Genomic DNA, 15,799 nt, shown 5'->3' with positions numbered 1-15,799 from the left:
CGTCGCCAGTACCCGTCGGACAACGGTCGGAAACCGACGCGAATAGGACTGCGAGGCAAACGGGTGGACAATGGAGACATGAGTGAGGCCGCCGACGCAACGAACACCTCGACCGAGCAGAAGAGACCGAATCTTCCCTTGGTCTTCACTGCGCCGCGCCGGGGCATGCCGTCGCGTCACCTCGCCGACCTGGACAAAGAGGGCCTCCGGGAGGCGGTGAAGGCGCTCGGACTGCCTGCGTTCCGGGCGGATCAGCTGGCGCGCCACTACTACGCGCGGCTCGAAGCCGACACCACCAAGATGACCGACCTTCCGGCCGAGGCTCGCGAGAAGGTCGGTGCCGATCTCTTCCCCACGTTGCTGACGCCGATCAAGCACCTGGCATGTGACGACGGTGACACTCGAAAGACCCTGTGGAAGGCCAACGACGGGACGTTGCTCGAGAGCGTTCTGATGCGATACCCGGATCGGGCGACTCTGTGCATCTCCAGTCAGGCCGGGTGCGGAATGGCCTGTCCTTTCTGTGCGACCGGCCAGGCCGGTCTGACGAGGAACCTGTCGACCGCCGAGATCGTCGACCAGGTCCGTTCGGCCGCGGCCGATCTGCGTGACGGCGTGGTTCACGGCGGCGAAGGCCGACTGTCGAACGTGGTGTTCATGGGGATGGGCGAGCCGCTGGCCAACTACAAACGCGTCGTCGCTGCAGTGCGCAAGATCGTCTCACCTGCACCGGACGGTCTTGGACTCTCCCAACGTTCGGTCACCGTGTCGACGGTCGGTCTGGCTCCGGCCATTCGCAAGTTGGCCGACGAGGGATTGTCCGTCACGTTGGCTGTGTCCTTGCACACGCCCGACGACGAGCTTCGCGACACGTTGGTTCCGGTCAACAACCGGTGGTCGGTGGCAGAGGTTCTCTCCGCGGCTCGGTACTACGCCGATCAGACCGGTCGACGCGTCTCGATCGAGTACGCGATGATCCGGGACGTCAACGATCAGCCGTGGCGAGCGGACATGTTGGGCAAGAAGCTGCACAAGGCGCTCGGATCCCGGGTCCACGTGAACCTGATCCCGCTCAATCCGACTCCGGGCAGCGAGTGGGATGCCAGCCCGAAGCCGGTGGAGCGAGAATTCGTCAGACGAGTGATTGCGCAGGGTGTCTCGTGCACGGTGCGCGACACCCGTGGCCAGGAGATCGCCGCGGCGTGCGGTCAGCTGGCAGCCGAGAACTGACCGGCAGCTAGCGGGGCTTGCGGCGAACGATCACGTCACGCACGACCAGTCCGACCAGAGCGACGGCGAATCCGATCAGCCACAGGTCCTCGACCTTGCCGGTGTGATTGCCGATGATCATGAAGAGCAGGAACGCGGCGACGACGATGGCGGCCACTCGCATCGCACGGTTCGACTCGCCACTCCATCCCCACTCGGCGGACGGCACGTCCGGAACCTCGTGACGGGTATCGACGACCTGGTCGTACGAAGCGGTTTCCAGTTCGTTGTTTGCCACCGGTCGGTCCTCTCGAGTGATGATTCACGTTGACGTGCGCACGAGGCGTCGAGGCTGCCGCGTTGCGACAATATTGGCATACGACCGCCCGTCGTAGCCATCAGGGTTGCGCTCACCCGGCGCGAGTGTCGACTTCGGTGAGAGACTGCCTCGGTGACGTCCGAGCGCCTTCCGCACCCGTTGACCCAGTTTCCGCTGAGCTACCCCCGTGACATGGTCGGGTACGGCCGAACACCACCGGATGCCCAGTGGCCGGGAGAGGCGAACATCGCCGTCCAGTTCGTCCTCAATTACGAGGAGGGCGCGGAGAACAATGTGCTCGACGGCGACACCAAGTCCGAGACGTTCCTGTCGGAAATGATCGGGGCACAAGCGTTTCCGAACCGGCACATGAGTATGGAGTCCCTGTACGAGTACGGATCCAGGGCAGGTGTGTGGCGAGTACTGCGGGCGTTCGAGAAGCGAGATCTACCGCTGACGGTGTTCGCCGTCGCGAAGGCCATGGAACGAAACCCGGAAGTGGTTGCCGCACTGGCGGAATTGGGCCACGAGATCGCTTGCCACGGCCTGCGGTGGCTGTCCTATCAGCAGATCGACGAGAACGTCGAGCGTGAGCACATGGCCGAGGCGGTGGCGATTCTGACGGAGCTGACCGGCTCGGCCCCGCTGGGGTGGTACACCGGCCGCGATTCACCGAACACGCGATCACTCGTCGTCGAGCACGGTGGATTCGTCTACGACTCCGATTCCTACGCCGACGACCTGCCGTACTGGGAGAAGGTGTCCACGGGCAATGGGACGGTCGATCACCTGGTGGTGCCGTACACCCTGGACACCAACGACATGCGATTCGCCTCACCGGGAGGCTTCTCGACCGGAGACGAGTTCTTCGCACATCTTCGGGACGCGTTCGACGTGCTCTACTCCGAGGGCGAGAACGGCAGCCCCAAGATGCTCTCGGTCGGACTGCACTGTCGACTCGTCGGCAGGCCCGCTCGCATCGCGGCCCTCGAACGGTTTCTCGATCATGTGCAATCGCACGAGAAAGTATGGGTCGCCAAGCGGATCGACATCGCCGAGCACTGGCGCGCCGTACACCCGCCCGGCTCCTGACTCAGCGCGGCGAACGGCAGGCCTTCGCCAGCGCAGTCAGATACCGGTCGGTGAACAGAGCCTGGACGCGCCTTCCCACCGGACCGCCGAGCCTGGTGTACCAGCGGCCAGGGCTCGAGAACGCGGTGATGTGAGCGGTGACGGTTCCATCCGTGGGGGAGTAGTCGACGTGGAACAGCTCCTCCCCGGACTCGGGATGTCCGTCGAGCGTGCCGTAGGCGAAGCCCTGTCGGTTGGCCTCGTCGATGACGTAGACGACCTTGCACGGGATACGGATCGGACCGAGCGTGAGAACGACCACCGCGTCGGGAACGGCGGAATCTTCGCTCGAATGGATCTTCAGACCGGCACCGCGATGCATGTCCCACCGCATCAGAGCATCTGCTGCGGCTACGAAGTCGTCGAGCCCTGAGCCGACCACTCGCGACCTCTCGACGTAGTGGCAGCCCGCTGGGAAGGGTCCCTTCGTCGCCCCCACATCGGTGTAGTTGAACGATGCTGCGCTGTACTTCGAGACGTCCATGCCGTCCACCCTGCCAGCATCGGCGGAGCGCATAGGGGTTTCTCAGGCTCGGTAGGCAACAATGGACCGGTGCCAGACCATAGTGAGCGAACGACCACCTCGGATCGCCCCGAGCCGATTCGCGTGCTGCTGCTGGGGAGTACCGGTTCGATCGGCACCCAAGCGCTCGACGTCATCGCAGCCAACCCGGATCGCTTCGTTGTGGTCGGTCTCGCAGCGGGCGGCGGAAACATCGACCTGCTTCGCCGTCAGATCGCCGAAACCGGTGTCCAGCGTGTCGCCGTCGCCGACTCGGACGCCGCCGCCGCGCTCGATTTTCCCGGAACACTCAGTGGGCCACGGGCAGTCACCGAGCTCGTCGAGACGACTCCGGCTGACGTCGTGCTCAATGCGCTGGTGGGTTCGCTCGGTCTCGAACCGACGCTCGCGGCGCTGAAAACCGGTTCCCGGCTCGCGTTGGCCAACAAGGAATCACTGGTGGCAGGAGGCGAGCTCGTACTGGCCGCTGCCGCCCCCGGGCAAATCGTGCCGGTCGACTCGGAGCACTCGGCATTGGCGCAGTGCCTACGAAGCGGTACCCGCAGCGAGGTGGATCGGTTGATCCTGACTGCGTCGGGTGGACCGTTCCGAGGGTGGACCGAGACCGAACTGAAGTCGGTAACCCCGAAGCAGGCCGCGGCCCATCCCACCTGGTCGATGGGTCCGATGAACACGTTGAATTCGGCGACCCTGGTGAACAAGGGGCTCGAGTTGATCGAGGCGCATCTGCTCTTCGGAGTGCCGTACGACAAGATCGACGTGACCGTTCACCGGCAATCCATCGTGCATTCCATGGTCACGTTCGTCGATGGCTCCACCATCGCCCAGGCCAGCCCGCCGGACATGAAGCTGCCGATCGGTCTGGCGCTCGGGTGGCCCGATCGCGTGCCCGATGTCGCTCGCGCACTCGACTTCACCTCCGCGTTCTCCTGGGACTTCGAGCCGCTGGACGATCGAGTGTTTCCCGCCGTACAGCTCGCACGCGAGGCCGGCATTCTGGGCGGTTGCATGACTGCGGTGTACAACGCGTCCAACGAGATCGCGGCCGAGGCATTCTTGGCCGGGCACATCGAATTCCCGCAGATCGTGCACACGGTGCGTGCGGTGGTCGACGACGGTAGGGCGGACTGGTGTGCGGTGCCGACTAGCGTGGACGATGTTCTCGCGGCGGATTCCTGGGCTCGCGCACACGCGCGTGAGCTCCTGAAGCAGAAGGGCCTCTGACTCACATGGTGTTCGCACTCGGCGTCGTGCTGTTCGCTATCGGCATCGGTGTGTCGATCGCACTGCACGAGGCAGGACACATGTGGACCGCAAAAGCGCTCGGCATGAAGGTCCGTCGGTACTACATCGGTTTCGGTCCCAAGATCTTCTCCTTCCGGCGCGGCGAGACCGAGTACGGTCTCAAGGCGATTCCAGCCGGAGGATTCTGCGACATCGCCGGAATGACGGCGATCGACGAGCTCGCACCCGACGAAGTCGAGCGAGCCATGTACCGCCAGAAGACGTGGAAGCGCATCGTCGTCATGGTCGGCGGCATCGCGATGAATTTCGTGCTCGGCATCGTGCTGGTCTACGCCTTGGTCCTGGGCTGGGGAACACCGGATCGGGTGACGCCGCCGACCGTCCAGGTCAGCGAGGTCGTGTGCATCGCACCCTCGCAGACCGAGGACGGCGAACTCGCGCCGTGCTCGGGAGCGAGCCCGGCTCAGCAAGCGGGGCTACGTAAGGGCGACGTGGTCACCGCAGTGAACGGCGAGCCGGTGCAGTACTGGTCCGAGGTCGTCGAGACCGTGCAGGCGTCGTCCGGACCGGTGGATCTGACCGTCGAGCGAGACGGTTCGTCGCTCGATCTCACGATTCCGGTGACGCAGGTACAGCGTTACGTCGTCACCGATCCGGACACCGGAGCCAAGGAGTCCACGACGGTCGGCGCGGTCGGCGTCAGCGGTTCCACGATCGCTCCGCCGAATATTCGGTACAACCCGATCGAGGCGGTACCCGAGACGTTCGTCTTCACCGGTGACATCTTCGTCCAGACCGGCAAAGCGCTCGTGCAGCTTCCCACCAAGGTGCAGGCGCTGTGGGAGTCGATCTTCGGCGGTGAACGTGGACTCGATACTCCGATGAGTGTCGTGGGTGCGAGCGTGATCGGCGGCCAGGCTGCCGAGAACGACAACTGGTCACTGTTCGTCGGATTGCTCGCGTCTCTGAACTTCTTCCTCGGAGCCTTCAACATCGTGCCGCTGCTACCGCTCGACGGTGGTCACATCGCGGTGACCATCTACGAGCGCATCCGCAACATCTTCCGCAATCGCCGGGGGCTGCCCGACGGCGCGCCGGTGGACTACATGAAACTCATGCCGGTCACCTACGTGGTCATCGTCGTTTTCATCGGGTTCTCCTTGTTGACGCTCACGGCGGACATCGTCAACCCGATTCAATTGTTCTAAGTAGACTCGACAGTCGTAGCTAGGAAAGAAGGCCACTGTGTCCGTGTCAGTCGGATTGGGAATGCCCGCACCGCCGGTGCCCGTACTCGCGCCACGTCGAAAGACCAGGCAGCTCCAGGTCGGCTCGGTGGGAGTGGGTAGTGACAGCCCTATTTCGGTGCAGTCCATGTGCACTACCAAAACTCACGACATCAACGCCACGCTGCAGCAGATCGCCGAGCTGACGGCGTCGGGCTGCGACATCGTGCGTGTGGCGTGCCCCACACAGGATGACGCGGATGCGCTGTCGATCATCGCCAAGAAGAGCCAGATCCCGGTGATCGCCGACATCCACTTTCAGCCCAAGTACATCTTCGCCGCTATCGATGCGGGCTGCGCCGCGGTGCGCGTCAATCCCGGCAACATCAAGGAATTCGACGGTCGCGTCAAGGAAGTCGCCAAGGCTGCAGGCGATGCGAACATCCCGATCCGCATCGGTGTGAACGCTGGATCACTCGATCCCCGCCTGATGAAGAAGTACGGCAAGGCCACTCCCGAGGCACTCGTCGAGTCGGCGCTGTGGGAGGCCGGACTGTTCGAGGAACACGGATTCGGCGATATCAAGATCTCCGTCAAGCACAACGACCCTGTCGTGATGGTCGCCGCGTACGAGCAGCTCGCCGCACAGTGCGACTACCCGCTGCACCTCGGCGTCACCGAGGCCGGGCCCGCGTTCCAGGGGACAATCAAGTCCGCCGTCGCCTTCGGCGCGTTGCTGTCCAAGGGGATCGGCGACACCATTCGCGTCTCCTTGTCGGCACCGCCTGCCGAGGAGATCAAGGTGGGCAACCAGATTCTGCAGTCCTTCAATCTCCGCCCCCGCAAGCTCGAGATCGTCTCGTGCCCGTCCTGTGGGCGTGCACAGGTCGACGTCTACACCCTCGCCGACGAGGTCACTGCGGGCCTCGAAGGCATGGAAATCCCGCTGCGCGTTGCCGTGATGGGCTGCGTCGTCAACGGGCCGGGCGAGGCGCGTGACGCTGATCTGGGCGTGGCATCGGGCAACGGCAAGGGCCAGATCTTCGTCAAGGGCAAGGTCATCAAGACCGTGCCCGAGGCGCAGATAGTGGAGACCTTGATCGAGGAAGCAATGCGCATCGCCGAGGAGTTCGAGAAGGACGAGTCCGCAGACGGCGGCGCTCCGGTGGTGACCGTCAGCTGAGCAGGACGAACCCGGTCGTCATCCGGTTTGTCGCACTGCCACCGGGGGAACACGTTCTCTGGAATGATTCGGTGCACGCTCGGTCGATGTGTACGCGGTAGGTGGGTCAGGAGGTCGGTAGGTGCTCAAGCTCCTCGGTGCGAAGCCTCTCGGTAATCGAGACACCGCACACGTGCTGCGGGTGCTCGACGCCGACCCGGTCGCGACCTGCATGGTTGCGGCCCGGGTACAAGAATCCGGACTGGATCCGAGGTCGTTTCACGGCGAGATGTGGAGCAGGGGCGGCCCGGACGAGTCGTTGTGCTTCTACGGAGCGAACCTGGTCCCACTCCTCGGATCGAGCGACGACCTCCGGTCGTTCGCAGATCGTGCGTGCCGCGGCCCCCGATTGTGTTCCTCGCTGGTCGGGCGGGCCGAACTGACGCTGCCGCTGTGGGAGATGCTCGAGACCGACTGGGGCCCCGCCCGGGAGGTCCGCGGTGAGCAACCACTGCTGGCCACGTCGGTGCGCTCGTCTTTGCCACCCGATCCTCAGGTCCGTCTCGTTCGACCCGACGAGCTCGACGTGTACCTCACTGCGGCCGTCGCCATGTTCATCGAGGAAGTCGGAGTCGACCCCCGGCAGAACGACGGCGGCCGTGGATACAGACGCCGGATCTCGAGTCTCATTGCGGCGCAGCGTGCCTGGGCTCGATTCGAGGACGGCCGAGTGGTGTTCAAGGCCGAAATCGGATCGCAGTCGGCGACGGTGGGCCAGATTCAGGGTGTGTGGGTTCACCCCGACCGGCGTGGACACGGTCTCGGTGCGTCCGGTACCGCCGCAGTGGTCGACTCGGTCGTTCGTCAGGGCCGCACCGCCAGCCTGTACGTGAACAGCTTCAACTACGTCGCCCGGCGGGCGTACGCGAAAATCGGGCTGACTCAGGTGGCAACCTTCACCACGGTATTGCTCGATTAGCTTGTCCCGAACCGCGTTTCGTTGCCATCGGTAAGGGGTGCGCCCTATTACGATGGGCCGCAATGAGATCACGTGGTGCAACCGAGATGCGGTATCGAGTCGGCGTCGTGCTGGCGATCGGAGCCGTGGTTGTCGGCTCTCTCACCGGGTGTACCCCCAAGCCCGACGGCCCGGAGCCCGCGGCCCAGGCATTTCTCGCCGCCTTCGAGTCCAATGACATCGCCGCCGCCGCTGCGGACACCGACAAGCCCGATGCCGCCGCCACCGCACTCACCGAGGCGTGGACCAATCTGCAGGCCGAGTCCTTGGACGCGCAGACGACGTCGGTGCAGGTCGACGGAGATACCGCCACGGTCGGTTACACGTACACGTGGCGGCTGCCGAAGGACCGGGTGTGGACCTACGACGGTCAGCTGAACATGGGGCGCAGCGAGGGCGACTGGGTGGTGCGCTGGACGGCGTCGGACATCCATCCCAAGCTCGGCGACACCCAAACCATGTCGCTGCGCTCGACCGCGGCCCCGAGGGCCCGCGTCAACGAGCGTTCCGGAACCGACGTTCTGGTGCCCGGCGTCGTGCATCGAATCAAGTTCGACGCAGCGAACGCGAACAATGTGGTGGCATCTGCGACTGCGTTGTCGACTCTGCTGACTCCGTTCGACGCGTCGATCACGGCTCAGTCCATCGTGGAGTCGGCGACCTCGGTCGACGGCGACTATCCGGTGGCACTGCTGCGCGAGAGCGACTTTCAGCCCATCTCGGCAGCGCTCACCGAGATTCCCGGTGTCACGGCATCCGACGAGTCGGATCTGGTGTCCACCGATCCCACGTTCGCGCCGGATCTGGTGGGTCAGGTCAAGAAGGCCGTCATCGACGAGGTCGACGGTCAGGCGGGCTGGAGCGTGGTGACCAGCAACCGGAACGGCGTCGACGTCGACGTCCTGACCGACACTCCGCCGCAGCCCGCTCCATCCTTCTCGATCAGCCTCGATCGCAATATCCAGGTCGCGGCGCAGCGAGCGGTGAACGCGCGCACCGAGCAGGCGATGACGGTGGTCATCCAACCGTCGACGGGTGCGATCCTCGCGGTAGCGCAGAACCCGGCCGCCGACCGGGACGGACCGGTGGCCTCCGCCGGTCTCTACCCGCCCGGATCGACGTTCAAGATCATCACCGCCGGCGCGGCCATTTCGAGCGGACTGGCGACCCCGGGCAGTACCGTTCCGTGCCCGGGTCGCATCGAGATCGGTGAGCGCAGTGTGCCCAACTACAACGAGTTCGCGCTCGGCGACGTGACGATGAGTACCGCGTTCACTCGATCGTGCAACACCTCGTTCGCGAAACTGGCCAGTGAGATGTCGCCCGACGCGTTGACTGTCGCGGCATCCCAGTTCGGCGTCGGCCCGGACTACGACGTCGTCGGGCTGCCGACCGACTCGGGTTCGGTGCCCCCGGCGGACGAGCTCGTCCAACGCACCGAGGACGGCTTCGGGCAGGGCAAGGTGGTCGTCTCCACCTTCGGCATGGCCTTGGCCGCGGCGACGGTGGCCCACGGTTCGACTCCGGTGCCGAACCTGTTGGTGGGACGCGACACGGTGATCACCGGCGATCACCCGCCGATCGAACCGGCGATGGTCGACGGACTACGCGGGATGATGCGATCGGTGGTCACCAGCGGTACGGCCGAGCGCATCGCAGACCAGGGTGAGGTCTACGGAAAGACCGGTGAGGCCGAGGTCGAAGGCGGCTCGCACTCGTGGTTCGTCGGCTATCGAGGCGACATTGCGTTCGCCACCCTCGTGGTGCGCGGGGGCAGCTCGGACAACGCTGTTGCGGTGACCCGGGAGATGTTCGAGCAGCTGCCGCCGGGGTACTGAGAGCGATTAGCCGGTGCGGCGGATCAGGACGTCACGATGCCCAGCCGACGGCACGCCACCACGGCTTCGTAGCGGGTGTGCGACTCGGTTTTTCGCATCACGCTCCGCAGGTACGACTTGACCGTTTCGGCACCGATCGACAGGCGCTGTGCAACCTCGATGTTGGTGCAGCCCAACGCAACCTGTGAGATCACGTCGATTTCACGCGGCGTCAACGACTGCGATATCTCCTGGACCTGTGGGTCGTGGGGCACCTGTTCGCCGAATGACGCGGCCACCCGCGCTGCGACTGCGTCGAGTCTGCGCCGGGTCTTCTCGTCACCCACGGAGCGGGCGAGATCGGCCAGCTCCTCGTGAACGCTGCGCAGTTCGGCCGCCCGCGACAGGTCCGAATCGACGATCGAACGGGTGGTCGCCAGTAGACGAACCCTGCGGTCGACCTCGTCGCGAACGGCGATCTCGTGCCCGAGGCGTCGCGCGGCTGCCGTCATGATGTCGCCGACGCGATCGCCGAGCGGGCCCCGCTCGCGTACCGCGGCGTACATCACTATCCGAGCGACTCCCGCCACCACCACAGGCATCGCGAGGATCGATTTGAGGCCTTCGCCGAGCACCGGTCGATCGAAGTGATGGGTGATCGACATGGACGATCCGTAATCGCTCACGGCTGCCGGTCTGCGCTGTTCCATGACGCGTCCACCGAGGCCCGACCGAGGTGGGATGGCGAGTCCGTCGAGGCCGCGGGTGCGGGTGCCCTGGAACTCGCTCAGATACAGAGTCTCCGAAGAGACTTCGCCGCCGAACACGACGGGCACATTCGACGATGCTGCCACCTGGCGTAGTTCGGCGCGCAGGGCGTCGCCGTCACGAGGGCGCAGCAGATTCGCATGAACCATGGTGCTTCCCTTCTTCGAGTCGGCAATCAGCGTCGGCAGTCAGCATTGAACGTGACCCAGATCATATCCGCTCGAGAGAACGATGATTCGGTTGCCCGGCATCCTGCGCTGGGCGGAGTGTCGGTACGGGGCCGACTACTCTGGGGCACATGTCTGTGACCGCCGAGAGCAAGCCCCGTCAGCCACTCGTACCAGGCGTCGTATCGCCCGTCCTCGCGGTGCCCAAGTCGATCGAGCGGCCCGAGTATGCGTGGAAGTCGACTGTCGCCGAAGGCAGCGAACCGTGGGTGCAGACTCCCGAGGTCATCGAGAAGATGCGGATGGCATCGAAGATCGCGGCCAGGGCCCTACAGGAAGCGGGCCGGGCGGTGGCACCGGGAGTGACGACCGACGAGCTCGACCGAATCGCTCACGAGTACATGATCGATCACGGCGCATACCCGTCGACGTTGGGCTACAAGGGTTTTCCGAAGTCGTGCTGCACCTCGCTCAACGAGGTCATCTGTCACGGCATTCCCGACTCGACGGTGATCGAGGACGGCGACATCGTCAACATCGACGTCACCGCGTACATCGACGGAGTACACGGCGATACCAACGCAACGTTTTTGGCCGGCAACGTCTCCGAGGAGGCCCGCCTGCTCGTCGAGCGCACACACGAGGCCACCATGCGGGCCATCAAGGCGGTCAAGCCGGGTCGCGCACTGAATGTGGTGGGCCGCGTCATCGAGTCGTATGCGCACCGGTTCGGGTACGGAGTGGTCGAGGATTTCACCGGACACGGCATCGGTACCACCTTCCACAACGGTCTCGTCGTTCTGCACTACGACCAGCCGTCGGTGGACACCATCATCGAGCCCGGGATGACCTTCACGATCGAACCGATGATCAACCTGGGCACCATCAACGCCGAGATGTGGGACGACGGCTGGACGGTGGTCACGCACGACAAGAAGTGGACCGCGCAGTTCGAACACACCCTTGTGGTCACCGAGACGGGCAGCGAGATTCTGACTCTGCCGTGAGCGGAGCCTGCGGAGTGAATAGAAAGCCAATGCCGTGAGTCTGAAAGGTGCCCTGCTGGTTGCGGGGACGACGTCGGATGCGGGCAAGAGTGTGTTGGTTGCCGGTCTGTGTCGCATGTTGGCGAGACGGGGCGTGCGGGTGGCTCCGTTCAAGGCGCAGAACATGTCCAACAATTCGGTGGTCACGCTCGACGGCGGCGAGATCGGGCGGGCGCAGGCGATGCAGGCGGCGGCCTGCGGCCTCGAGCCGAGTGTGCGTTTCAATCCGGTGTTGCTCAAACCAGGAAGCGACCGGACCTCGCAGTTGGTGGTGCGGGGTCGGGCCGTGGCGCAGGTGAGTGCGAGCAATTACATCGAGCATCGGCAGTCGCTGCGCGCCGTGGTGGCGGACGAATTAGCCTCTCTGCGTGCAGAATTCGATGTGGTGATCTGCGAGGGCGCGGGCTCGCCAGCCGAGATCAATCTGCGCGCCACCGACTTGGCCAACATGGGGTTGGCGACGGCGGCATCGCTGCCGGTGATCGTGGTGGGGGATATCGATCGCGGGGGAGTGCTGGCCCATCTTTTCGGCACCGTTGCCGTCCTGTCTCCGGAAGATCAGGCGCTCGTCGCGGGATTCGTGATCAACAAGTTTCGCGGTGATCCGGCGCTGTTGGCACCGGGTCTCGATCAGTTGCATGCACTGACGGGGCGGCCGACGTACGGAGTCGTTCCGTTCGCGGACGGTTTGTGGATGGATGCGGAGGATTCCCTCGGTACGGTTGCCGATGCTCCGGTGGGCAGGCCGCGTCCTCCCGTCGGATCCCAGTGGGTACGGGTGGCGGCGGTGCGGTTGCCGAGAATCTCCAATACGACCGATGTCGAGGCGCTGGCGTGCGAGCCCGGAGTGTCGGTGCACTGGGTCACCGAGCCCTCTCGGCTCGACGATGTGGATCTGGTGGTCGTCCCCGGCAGCAAGTCGACCGTGTCGGATCTGGAGTGGTTGCGGCGCAGCGGTCTTGCTCGTGCCATTTCCGAGCGCGCCGCCGCGGGTCGGCCGGTTCTGGGTATCTGCGGCGGCTACCAGATGCTCGGTCGAACCATCTCGGACGCGGTGGAGTCGGGTGTCGGTGTGGTCGAGGGGCTGGGTCTGCTCGATCTCGATATCGAGTTCGCAGCCGACAAGGTACTCGCGCAGGTGTCGGGTCGGTCGGTGCTGTTCGACTCGAGTTCGTTGTCCGGGTACGAGATTCATCACGGACGAGTTGTTCGTAGCGGGGACGATGCACTGCTGACTGCAGCGTTGGGTGTTCGCGAGGGCAGTGTGCGTGGCAGCGTCGTCGGAACTCACTGGCACGGCCTTCTCGAGTCCGACGATTTCAGACGATCCTTCCTTGCCTGGGTGGCGGCGAAGTCGGGTCGCGAGGGATTTCTGGTGGCCCCTGCCACGTCGGTCGCGGCACTGCGGGAGCAGCAGTTGGACCTCCTGGCCGATCTGGTGGAAGACAACCTCGACGTCGACGCCGTACTCGATCTCATCGAGCACGGCGTCGATCCTGCGTTGAAAAAGATTGTCACGCAGTTGCTTTGAGAAGTCCGACCCAGCTGGCTGCGGACAGCACCGCGGTGATGATCAAGGGGATGATCACGAGCAGCAGGATGCGTGGGGTGTCGGTGAAGAAGCTTCCGACGTTGGGCCACCAGTTCTGCCAGGTCACGAGTACAGAGCCGCCGCCGAAGAGCACGAGCGCACCGAGTCCGAGGGTGAACAGGCCATTGGTGCGGTAGCGCCGGTAGACGACGCCGATGAATGCGCCGATCCCGCCGATCAACAGCAATCCGGTCACCAGAGTTGCCCACTGTAGAACTTCGTTGTCGGTCGCATAGCGGGCGAGGCCGAACATGCGAAGCTTCTTCCCGAAGCCTCCCGTCGCGGCCTCGACTACCGACAACAGGTACACGATGGTGCCGATCGCGAACGATTGCGTGACGCCCACGAGGGCTGTGGCACCGAGGAATTCGCGCCGCGTGACACTCAGGCCGAGCGCGTACGGAAAGCATTGTGTGATAGCGGTGATATAGAACGCGATCCCGAATCCGTACACGGAAAACACTCCACCGGTGAAGGTGAACTCTGATTCGTTCACGGGAACCACGAGGAAGATGCCGTACGTGATCACGAAGACGACCGCGAGAATTCCCAGTGGCCACGCGAATGTGGTTGCCCAGGAGGTGTTGTGGATTCGAGCGACGTTCAGTATTCGTTTCATGACGCTGCCTCCTCGATTGCGACATTGGTGCGTTCGATGATCAACTGCTGCAATGGAATTGCTTCGATAGTGAGCCCCGCTGCGGCACCGTCCGATTTTTGTCTGTCGGTGAGTCGGCCGTCGATCGTCGCCCGCGCGCTGGCACCGAGGCTGGTTCGGTGCAGAGTTCTGTGTCCCGAGATGAACGAGTCGACCGCCTTGGCGGGACCGGTGATCTCGAATGCGCCCTCGCGCAGCGCATCCGAGTCGGCGTCGAGCACGATTCTTCCCTTGTCGATGAGGATCACGTGTTCGATCAGATCACTGACCTCGTCGATCAAATGGGTGGACAGGATCACTGTCCTGGGATTCTCGGCGTAGTCGGCCAGCAATTTGTCGTAGAACATGTGTCGCGAGACCGCGTCCAGTCCCAAGTAGGGCTCGTCGAAAAAGGTCAGTGGTGCACGCGACGCGAGTCCGATGACGATTCCGAGAGCCGACGTCATTCCTCGCGAGAGCTTCTTGATCTTGCGGCCGAGGGGCAGGTCGAAGTCCCGCAGTAATTCGGCCGCGAAATCGTCGTCCCAGTGCGGAAGAATGTGGGATGCCTGCGAGATGGCGTTCTTCACCTTCAGATCGTCCGGATACTTCTGGCTTTCCTTGACGAAGCACACGTGACTCAGGGCATGTGGGTTCTCCCACGGCCGCTGTCCGAGTACCGACACTTCGCCGGCGCTCTGGCGCATCTGCGCGGTCATCATCTGCATGACGGTGGTCTTGCCCGCGCCGTTGCGGCCGAGAAAGCCGTAGATCTTGTTCTGTTCGATCTCGAAACTGACATCGTCGACAGCGGTGAACGTGCCGAACTTCTTGGTCAGGTGAGTGGCCGACGCGGCGATGGTGCCGGGTTCGCCGATCGAGCCGAGAGTGTGGACGCTCATCGTGCTGCCTCCCAGTTGTCGAGCATGGTCTTGAGTTCGTCGACGGTCATCCCGAGCTTGCGTGCCTCGGTGACCAACGGATCGATGTACTGACGGGCGAAGAGGTCGCGGCGGCGGAATCGAAGAGCGTCCCGAGCCCCTGTGGTGACGAACATGCCGATTCCTCGCTTCTTGTAGACGACGCCGTCGGCGACGAGTTTGGCGAGCCCCTTGCCCGCGGTTGCCGGATTGATTCGATGGAACGCGGCGAGCTCGTTCGTCGAAGGGACCTGCTCTTCCTCGGCCAACGATCCGTCGATGATGGAGTTCTCGACGAGCTCGGCGATCTGCAAGAAGATCGGCCTGCCCTCGTCCATCAGAACCGCCGCCGGTGCGTGGAGGTTGCTTGCCTCACTGGTTCATTACTCATGTAACTAACCATAGAACCGATGCGGAGCATGCGCAAGAGGCAGTACCGTCGTCGTCATGGAGTTCACGCATGTGAGTGCTGCGGGCGGGCAATGTTCGGTGCGAGTGGCGGGCCCCGACAGCCGGCACGCTGTCCTGTTGCTTCCCGACGCAGGTGATCCGGTGGATGTGTACGACGCAGTCAGTGAACGGCTGCACAACTCGGATCTGAAAACCGTTGCGCTGGAAAGCATCGACGGCGTCACCGACGACGCGATCCTGGCTGTTCTCGACGAGCTGAAGCTCTCGTGGGTGCACCTCGTCGGCAGCAGCGCGGGCGCAGAACCTGCGTGGACGCTGGCCGCGAAAACCTTCGGACGGTTCGCCAGCCTGATCGCGGTGAACCGTTGCCACCCCGCAATCGCGGACGAGCAGGGCACCGTCCGCGCGGCGGATTGCCCTCCGGTCGAGCTACCGACGACATTGGTCGTCGGGTCCTCGTTGGGTCGCGCATCCGCCGACGCGAGCGGCCGGTTCGTCTACTCGGATTTCCGAGTGGTTCAGCTCGACGGGGCCCGGAACATCCCCGCCGACGCATCGGCCGAGCTGGCTACCGAGATCGTGCTCCGCACCAGCCCCTGGTGATCAGAG

General features: G+C 64.2%; 16 protein-coding genes. 10 read left to right on the top strand and 6 right to left on the bottom strand.

Annotation, left to right across the window (positions count from 1 at the left end; genetic code table 11):
• Positions 1-78 precede the first annotated feature (78 nt).
• Positions 79-1,230 carry a 23S rRNA (adenine(2503)-C(2))-methyltransferase RlmN gene (rlmN, locus tag BH93_RS15635; protein ID WP_052058493.1) on the top strand — a complete coding sequence of 384 codons (1,152 nt, stop codon included), beginning with the start codon at positions 79-81 and terminating at the stop codon, positions 1,228-1,230.
• 7 nt (positions 1,231-1,237) lie between these two features.
• On the opposite strand, the gene BH93_RS15630 is transcribed toward rlmN, so the two are convergent.
• Positions 1,238-1,507, bottom strand: coding sequence for a DUF2631 domain-containing protein (locus BH93_RS15630; RefSeq protein ID WP_032377055.1), 270 nt, complete (start codon positions 1,505-1,507; stop codon positions 1,238-1,240).
• A 213-nt stretch (positions 1,508-1,720) separates the two neighbouring features.
• Between BH93_RS15630 and puuE the strand changes: the two genes are divergently transcribed.
• The gene (gene puuE / locus BH93_RS15625) at positions 1,721-2,620 is read left to right on the top strand and encodes an allantoinase PuuE (RefSeq protein WP_037174406.1); all 900 of its coding nucleotides are present in this window, start codon (positions 1,721-1,723) and stop codon (positions 2,618-2,620) included.
• Between the two features lies 1 nt (position 2,621).
• Here the strand turns inward: puuE and BH93_RS15620 are convergent, their stop codons facing one another.
• A complete protein-coding gene (locus BH93_RS15620) occupies positions 2,622-3,143 on the bottom strand; it encodes a DUF1990 family protein (RefSeq protein WP_052065160.1) in 522 nt (173 codons plus the stop codon).
• A 69-nt stretch (positions 3,144-3,212) separates the two neighbouring features.
• Here BH93_RS15620 and dxr point away from each other — a divergent pair, with 69 nt between their 5' ends.
• The 5 genes from dxr (at position 3,213) to BH93_RS15595 (ending at position 9,671) form a co-directional block, all read left to right on the top strand.
• Positions 3,213-4,406, top strand: a complete 1,194-nt coding sequence (dxr, locus tag BH93_RS15615) for a 1-deoxy-D-xylulose-5-phosphate reductoisomerase (protein WP_242458987.1) — start codon at positions 3,213-3,215, stop codon at positions 4,404-4,406.
• A gap of 5 nt (positions 4,407-4,411) precedes the next feature.
• Positions 4,412-5,635, top strand: coding sequence for a M50 family metallopeptidase (locus BH93_RS15610; protein WP_037174010.1), 1,224 nt, complete (start codon positions 4,412-4,414; stop codon positions 5,633-5,635).
• A 61-nt stretch (positions 5,636-5,696) separates the two neighbouring features.
• Positions 5,697-6,836 (top strand): flavodoxin-dependent (E)-4-hydroxy-3-methylbut-2-enyl-diphosphate synthase, encoded by a 1,140-nt coding sequence (gene ispG, locus BH93_RS15605; RefSeq protein ID WP_037174404.1) that lies wholly within the window; start codon positions 5,697-5,699, stop codon positions 6,834-6,836.
• Positions 6,837-6,957: 121 nt separating this feature from the next.
• Positions 6,958-7,794 (top strand): GNAT family N-acetyltransferase, encoded by an 837-nt coding sequence (locus BH93_RS15600; RefSeq protein WP_032377058.1) that lies wholly within the window; start codon positions 6,958-6,960, stop codon positions 7,792-7,794.
• A gap of 86 nt (positions 7,795-7,880) precedes the next feature.
• A complete protein-coding gene (locus tag BH93_RS15595) occupies positions 7,881-9,671 on the top strand; it encodes a penicillin-binding transpeptidase domain-containing protein (protein WP_037174403.1) in 1,791 nt (596 codons plus the stop codon).
• Positions 9,672-9,694: 23 nt separating this feature from the next.
• Here BH93_RS15595 and BH93_RS15590 read toward each other — a convergent pair whose 3' ends face one another.
• Positions 9,695-10,567 carry a helix-turn-helix transcriptional regulator gene (locus BH93_RS15590; protein WP_037174008.1) on the bottom strand — a complete coding sequence of 291 codons (873 nt, stop codon included), beginning with the start codon at positions 10,565-10,567 and terminating at the stop codon, positions 9,695-9,697.
• 149 nt (positions 10,568-10,716) lie between these two features.
• Between BH93_RS15590 and map the strand changes: the two genes are divergently transcribed.
• The gene (gene map / locus BH93_RS15585; RefSeq protein WP_052065111.1) at positions 10,717-11,592 is read left to right on the top strand and encodes a type I methionyl aminopeptidase; all 876 of its coding nucleotides are present in this window, start codon (positions 10,717-10,719) and stop codon (positions 11,590-11,592) included.
• Positions 11,593-11,632: 40 nt separating this feature from the next.
• Positions 11,633-13,162: a cobyric acid synthase gene (locus BH93_RS15580; RefSeq protein ID WP_037174399.1), complete on the top strand. Its 1,530-nt coding sequence runs from the start codon at positions 11,633-11,635 to the stop codon at positions 13,160-13,162.
• Here BH93_RS15580 and BH93_RS15575 read toward each other — a convergent pair.
• Genes BH93_RS15575 through BH93_RS15565 form a run of 3 tightly spaced genes read right to left on the bottom strand, consistent with a single transcriptional unit; the run spans position 13,146 to position 15,120 of the window.
• The gene (locus BH93_RS15575; protein WP_037174006.1) at positions 13,146-13,841 is read right to left on the bottom strand and encodes an ABC transporter permease; all 696 of its coding nucleotides are present in this window, start codon (positions 13,839-13,841) and stop codon (positions 13,146-13,148) included. The two genes, BH93_RS15580 and BH93_RS15575, sit on opposite strands and share 17 nt — an antisense overlap.
• Positions 13,838-14,761, bottom strand: a complete 924-nt coding sequence (locus BH93_RS15570; RefSeq protein ID WP_037174005.1) for an ABC transporter ATP-binding protein — start codon at positions 14,759-14,761, stop codon at positions 13,838-13,840. The genes BH93_RS15575 and BH93_RS15570 overlap by 4 nt, the downstream gene beginning before the upstream one ends.
• Positions 14,758-15,120, bottom strand: coding sequence for a GntR family transcriptional regulator (locus BH93_RS15565; RefSeq protein ID WP_027496722.1), 363 nt, complete (start codon positions 15,118-15,120; stop codon positions 14,758-14,760). Before BH93_RS15565 ends, BH93_RS15570 begins: the two co-directional genes overlap by 4 nt.
• Positions 15,121-15,226: 106 nt before the next feature.
• Between BH93_RS15565 and BH93_RS15560 the strand changes: the two genes are divergently transcribed.
• Positions 15,227-15,793, top strand: a complete 567-nt coding sequence (locus BH93_RS15560) for an alpha/beta fold hydrolase (protein ID WP_037174004.1) — start codon at positions 15,227-15,229, stop codon at positions 15,791-15,793.
• Positions 15,794-15,799 lie beyond the last annotated feature (6 nt).

The organism is Rhodococcoides fascians A25f (assembly GCF_000760935.2).
GTDB lineage: Bacteria > Actinomycetota > Actinomycetes > Mycobacteriales > Mycobacteriaceae > Rhodococcoides.
Note: the sequence above shows the minus strand (reverse complement) of the source record. Positions and strands in the feature narration are given on the sequence as shown.

What these genes read in the sequence shown, in the direction of transcription:
- rlmN (WP_052058493.1), top strand. Translation starts at nt 79, where the DNA reads ATGAGTGAGGCCGCCGACGCAACGAACACCTCGACCGAGCAGAAGAGA.
- puuE (WP_037174406.1), top strand. Translation starts at nt 1,721, where the DNA reads ATGGTCGGGTACGGCCGAACACCACCGGATGCCCAGTGGCCGGGAGAG.
- BH93_RS15620 (WP_052065160.1), bottom strand. Translation starts at nt 3,143, where the DNA reads ATGGACGTCTCGAAGTACAGCGCAGCATCGTTCAACTACACCGATGTG.
- BH93_RS15610 (WP_037174010.1), top strand. Translation starts at nt 4,412, where the DNA reads ATGGTGTTCGCACTCGGCGTCGTGCTGTTCGCTATCGGCATCGGTGTG.
- ispG (WP_037174404.1), top strand. Translation starts at nt 5,697, where the DNA reads ATGCCCGCACCGCCGGTGCCCGTACTCGCGCCACGTCGAAAGACCAGG.
- BH93_RS15595 (WP_037174403.1), top strand. Translation starts at nt 7,881, where the DNA reads ATGCGGTATCGAGTCGGCGTCGTGCTGGCGATCGGAGCCGTGGTTGTC.
- BH93_RS15590 (WP_037174008.1), bottom strand. Translation starts at nt 10,567, where the DNA reads ATGGTTCATGCGAATCTGCTGCGCCCTCGTGACGGCGACGCCCTGCGC.
- map (WP_052065111.1), top strand. Translation starts at nt 10,717, where the DNA reads ATGTCTGTGACCGCCGAGAGCAAGCCCCGTCAGCCACTCGTACCAGGC.
- BH93_RS15575 (WP_037174006.1), bottom strand. Translation starts at nt 13,841, where the DNA reads ATGAAACGAATACTGAACGTCGCTCGAATCCACAACACCTCCTGGGCA.
- BH93_RS15570 (WP_037174005.1), bottom strand. Translation starts at nt 14,761, where the DNA reads ATGAGCGTCCACACTCTCGGCTCGATCGGCGAACCCGGCACCATCGCC.
- BH93_RS15560 (WP_037174004.1), top strand. Translation starts at nt 15,227, where the DNA reads ATGGAGTTCACGCATGTGAGTGCTGCGGGCGGGCAATGTTCGGTGCGA.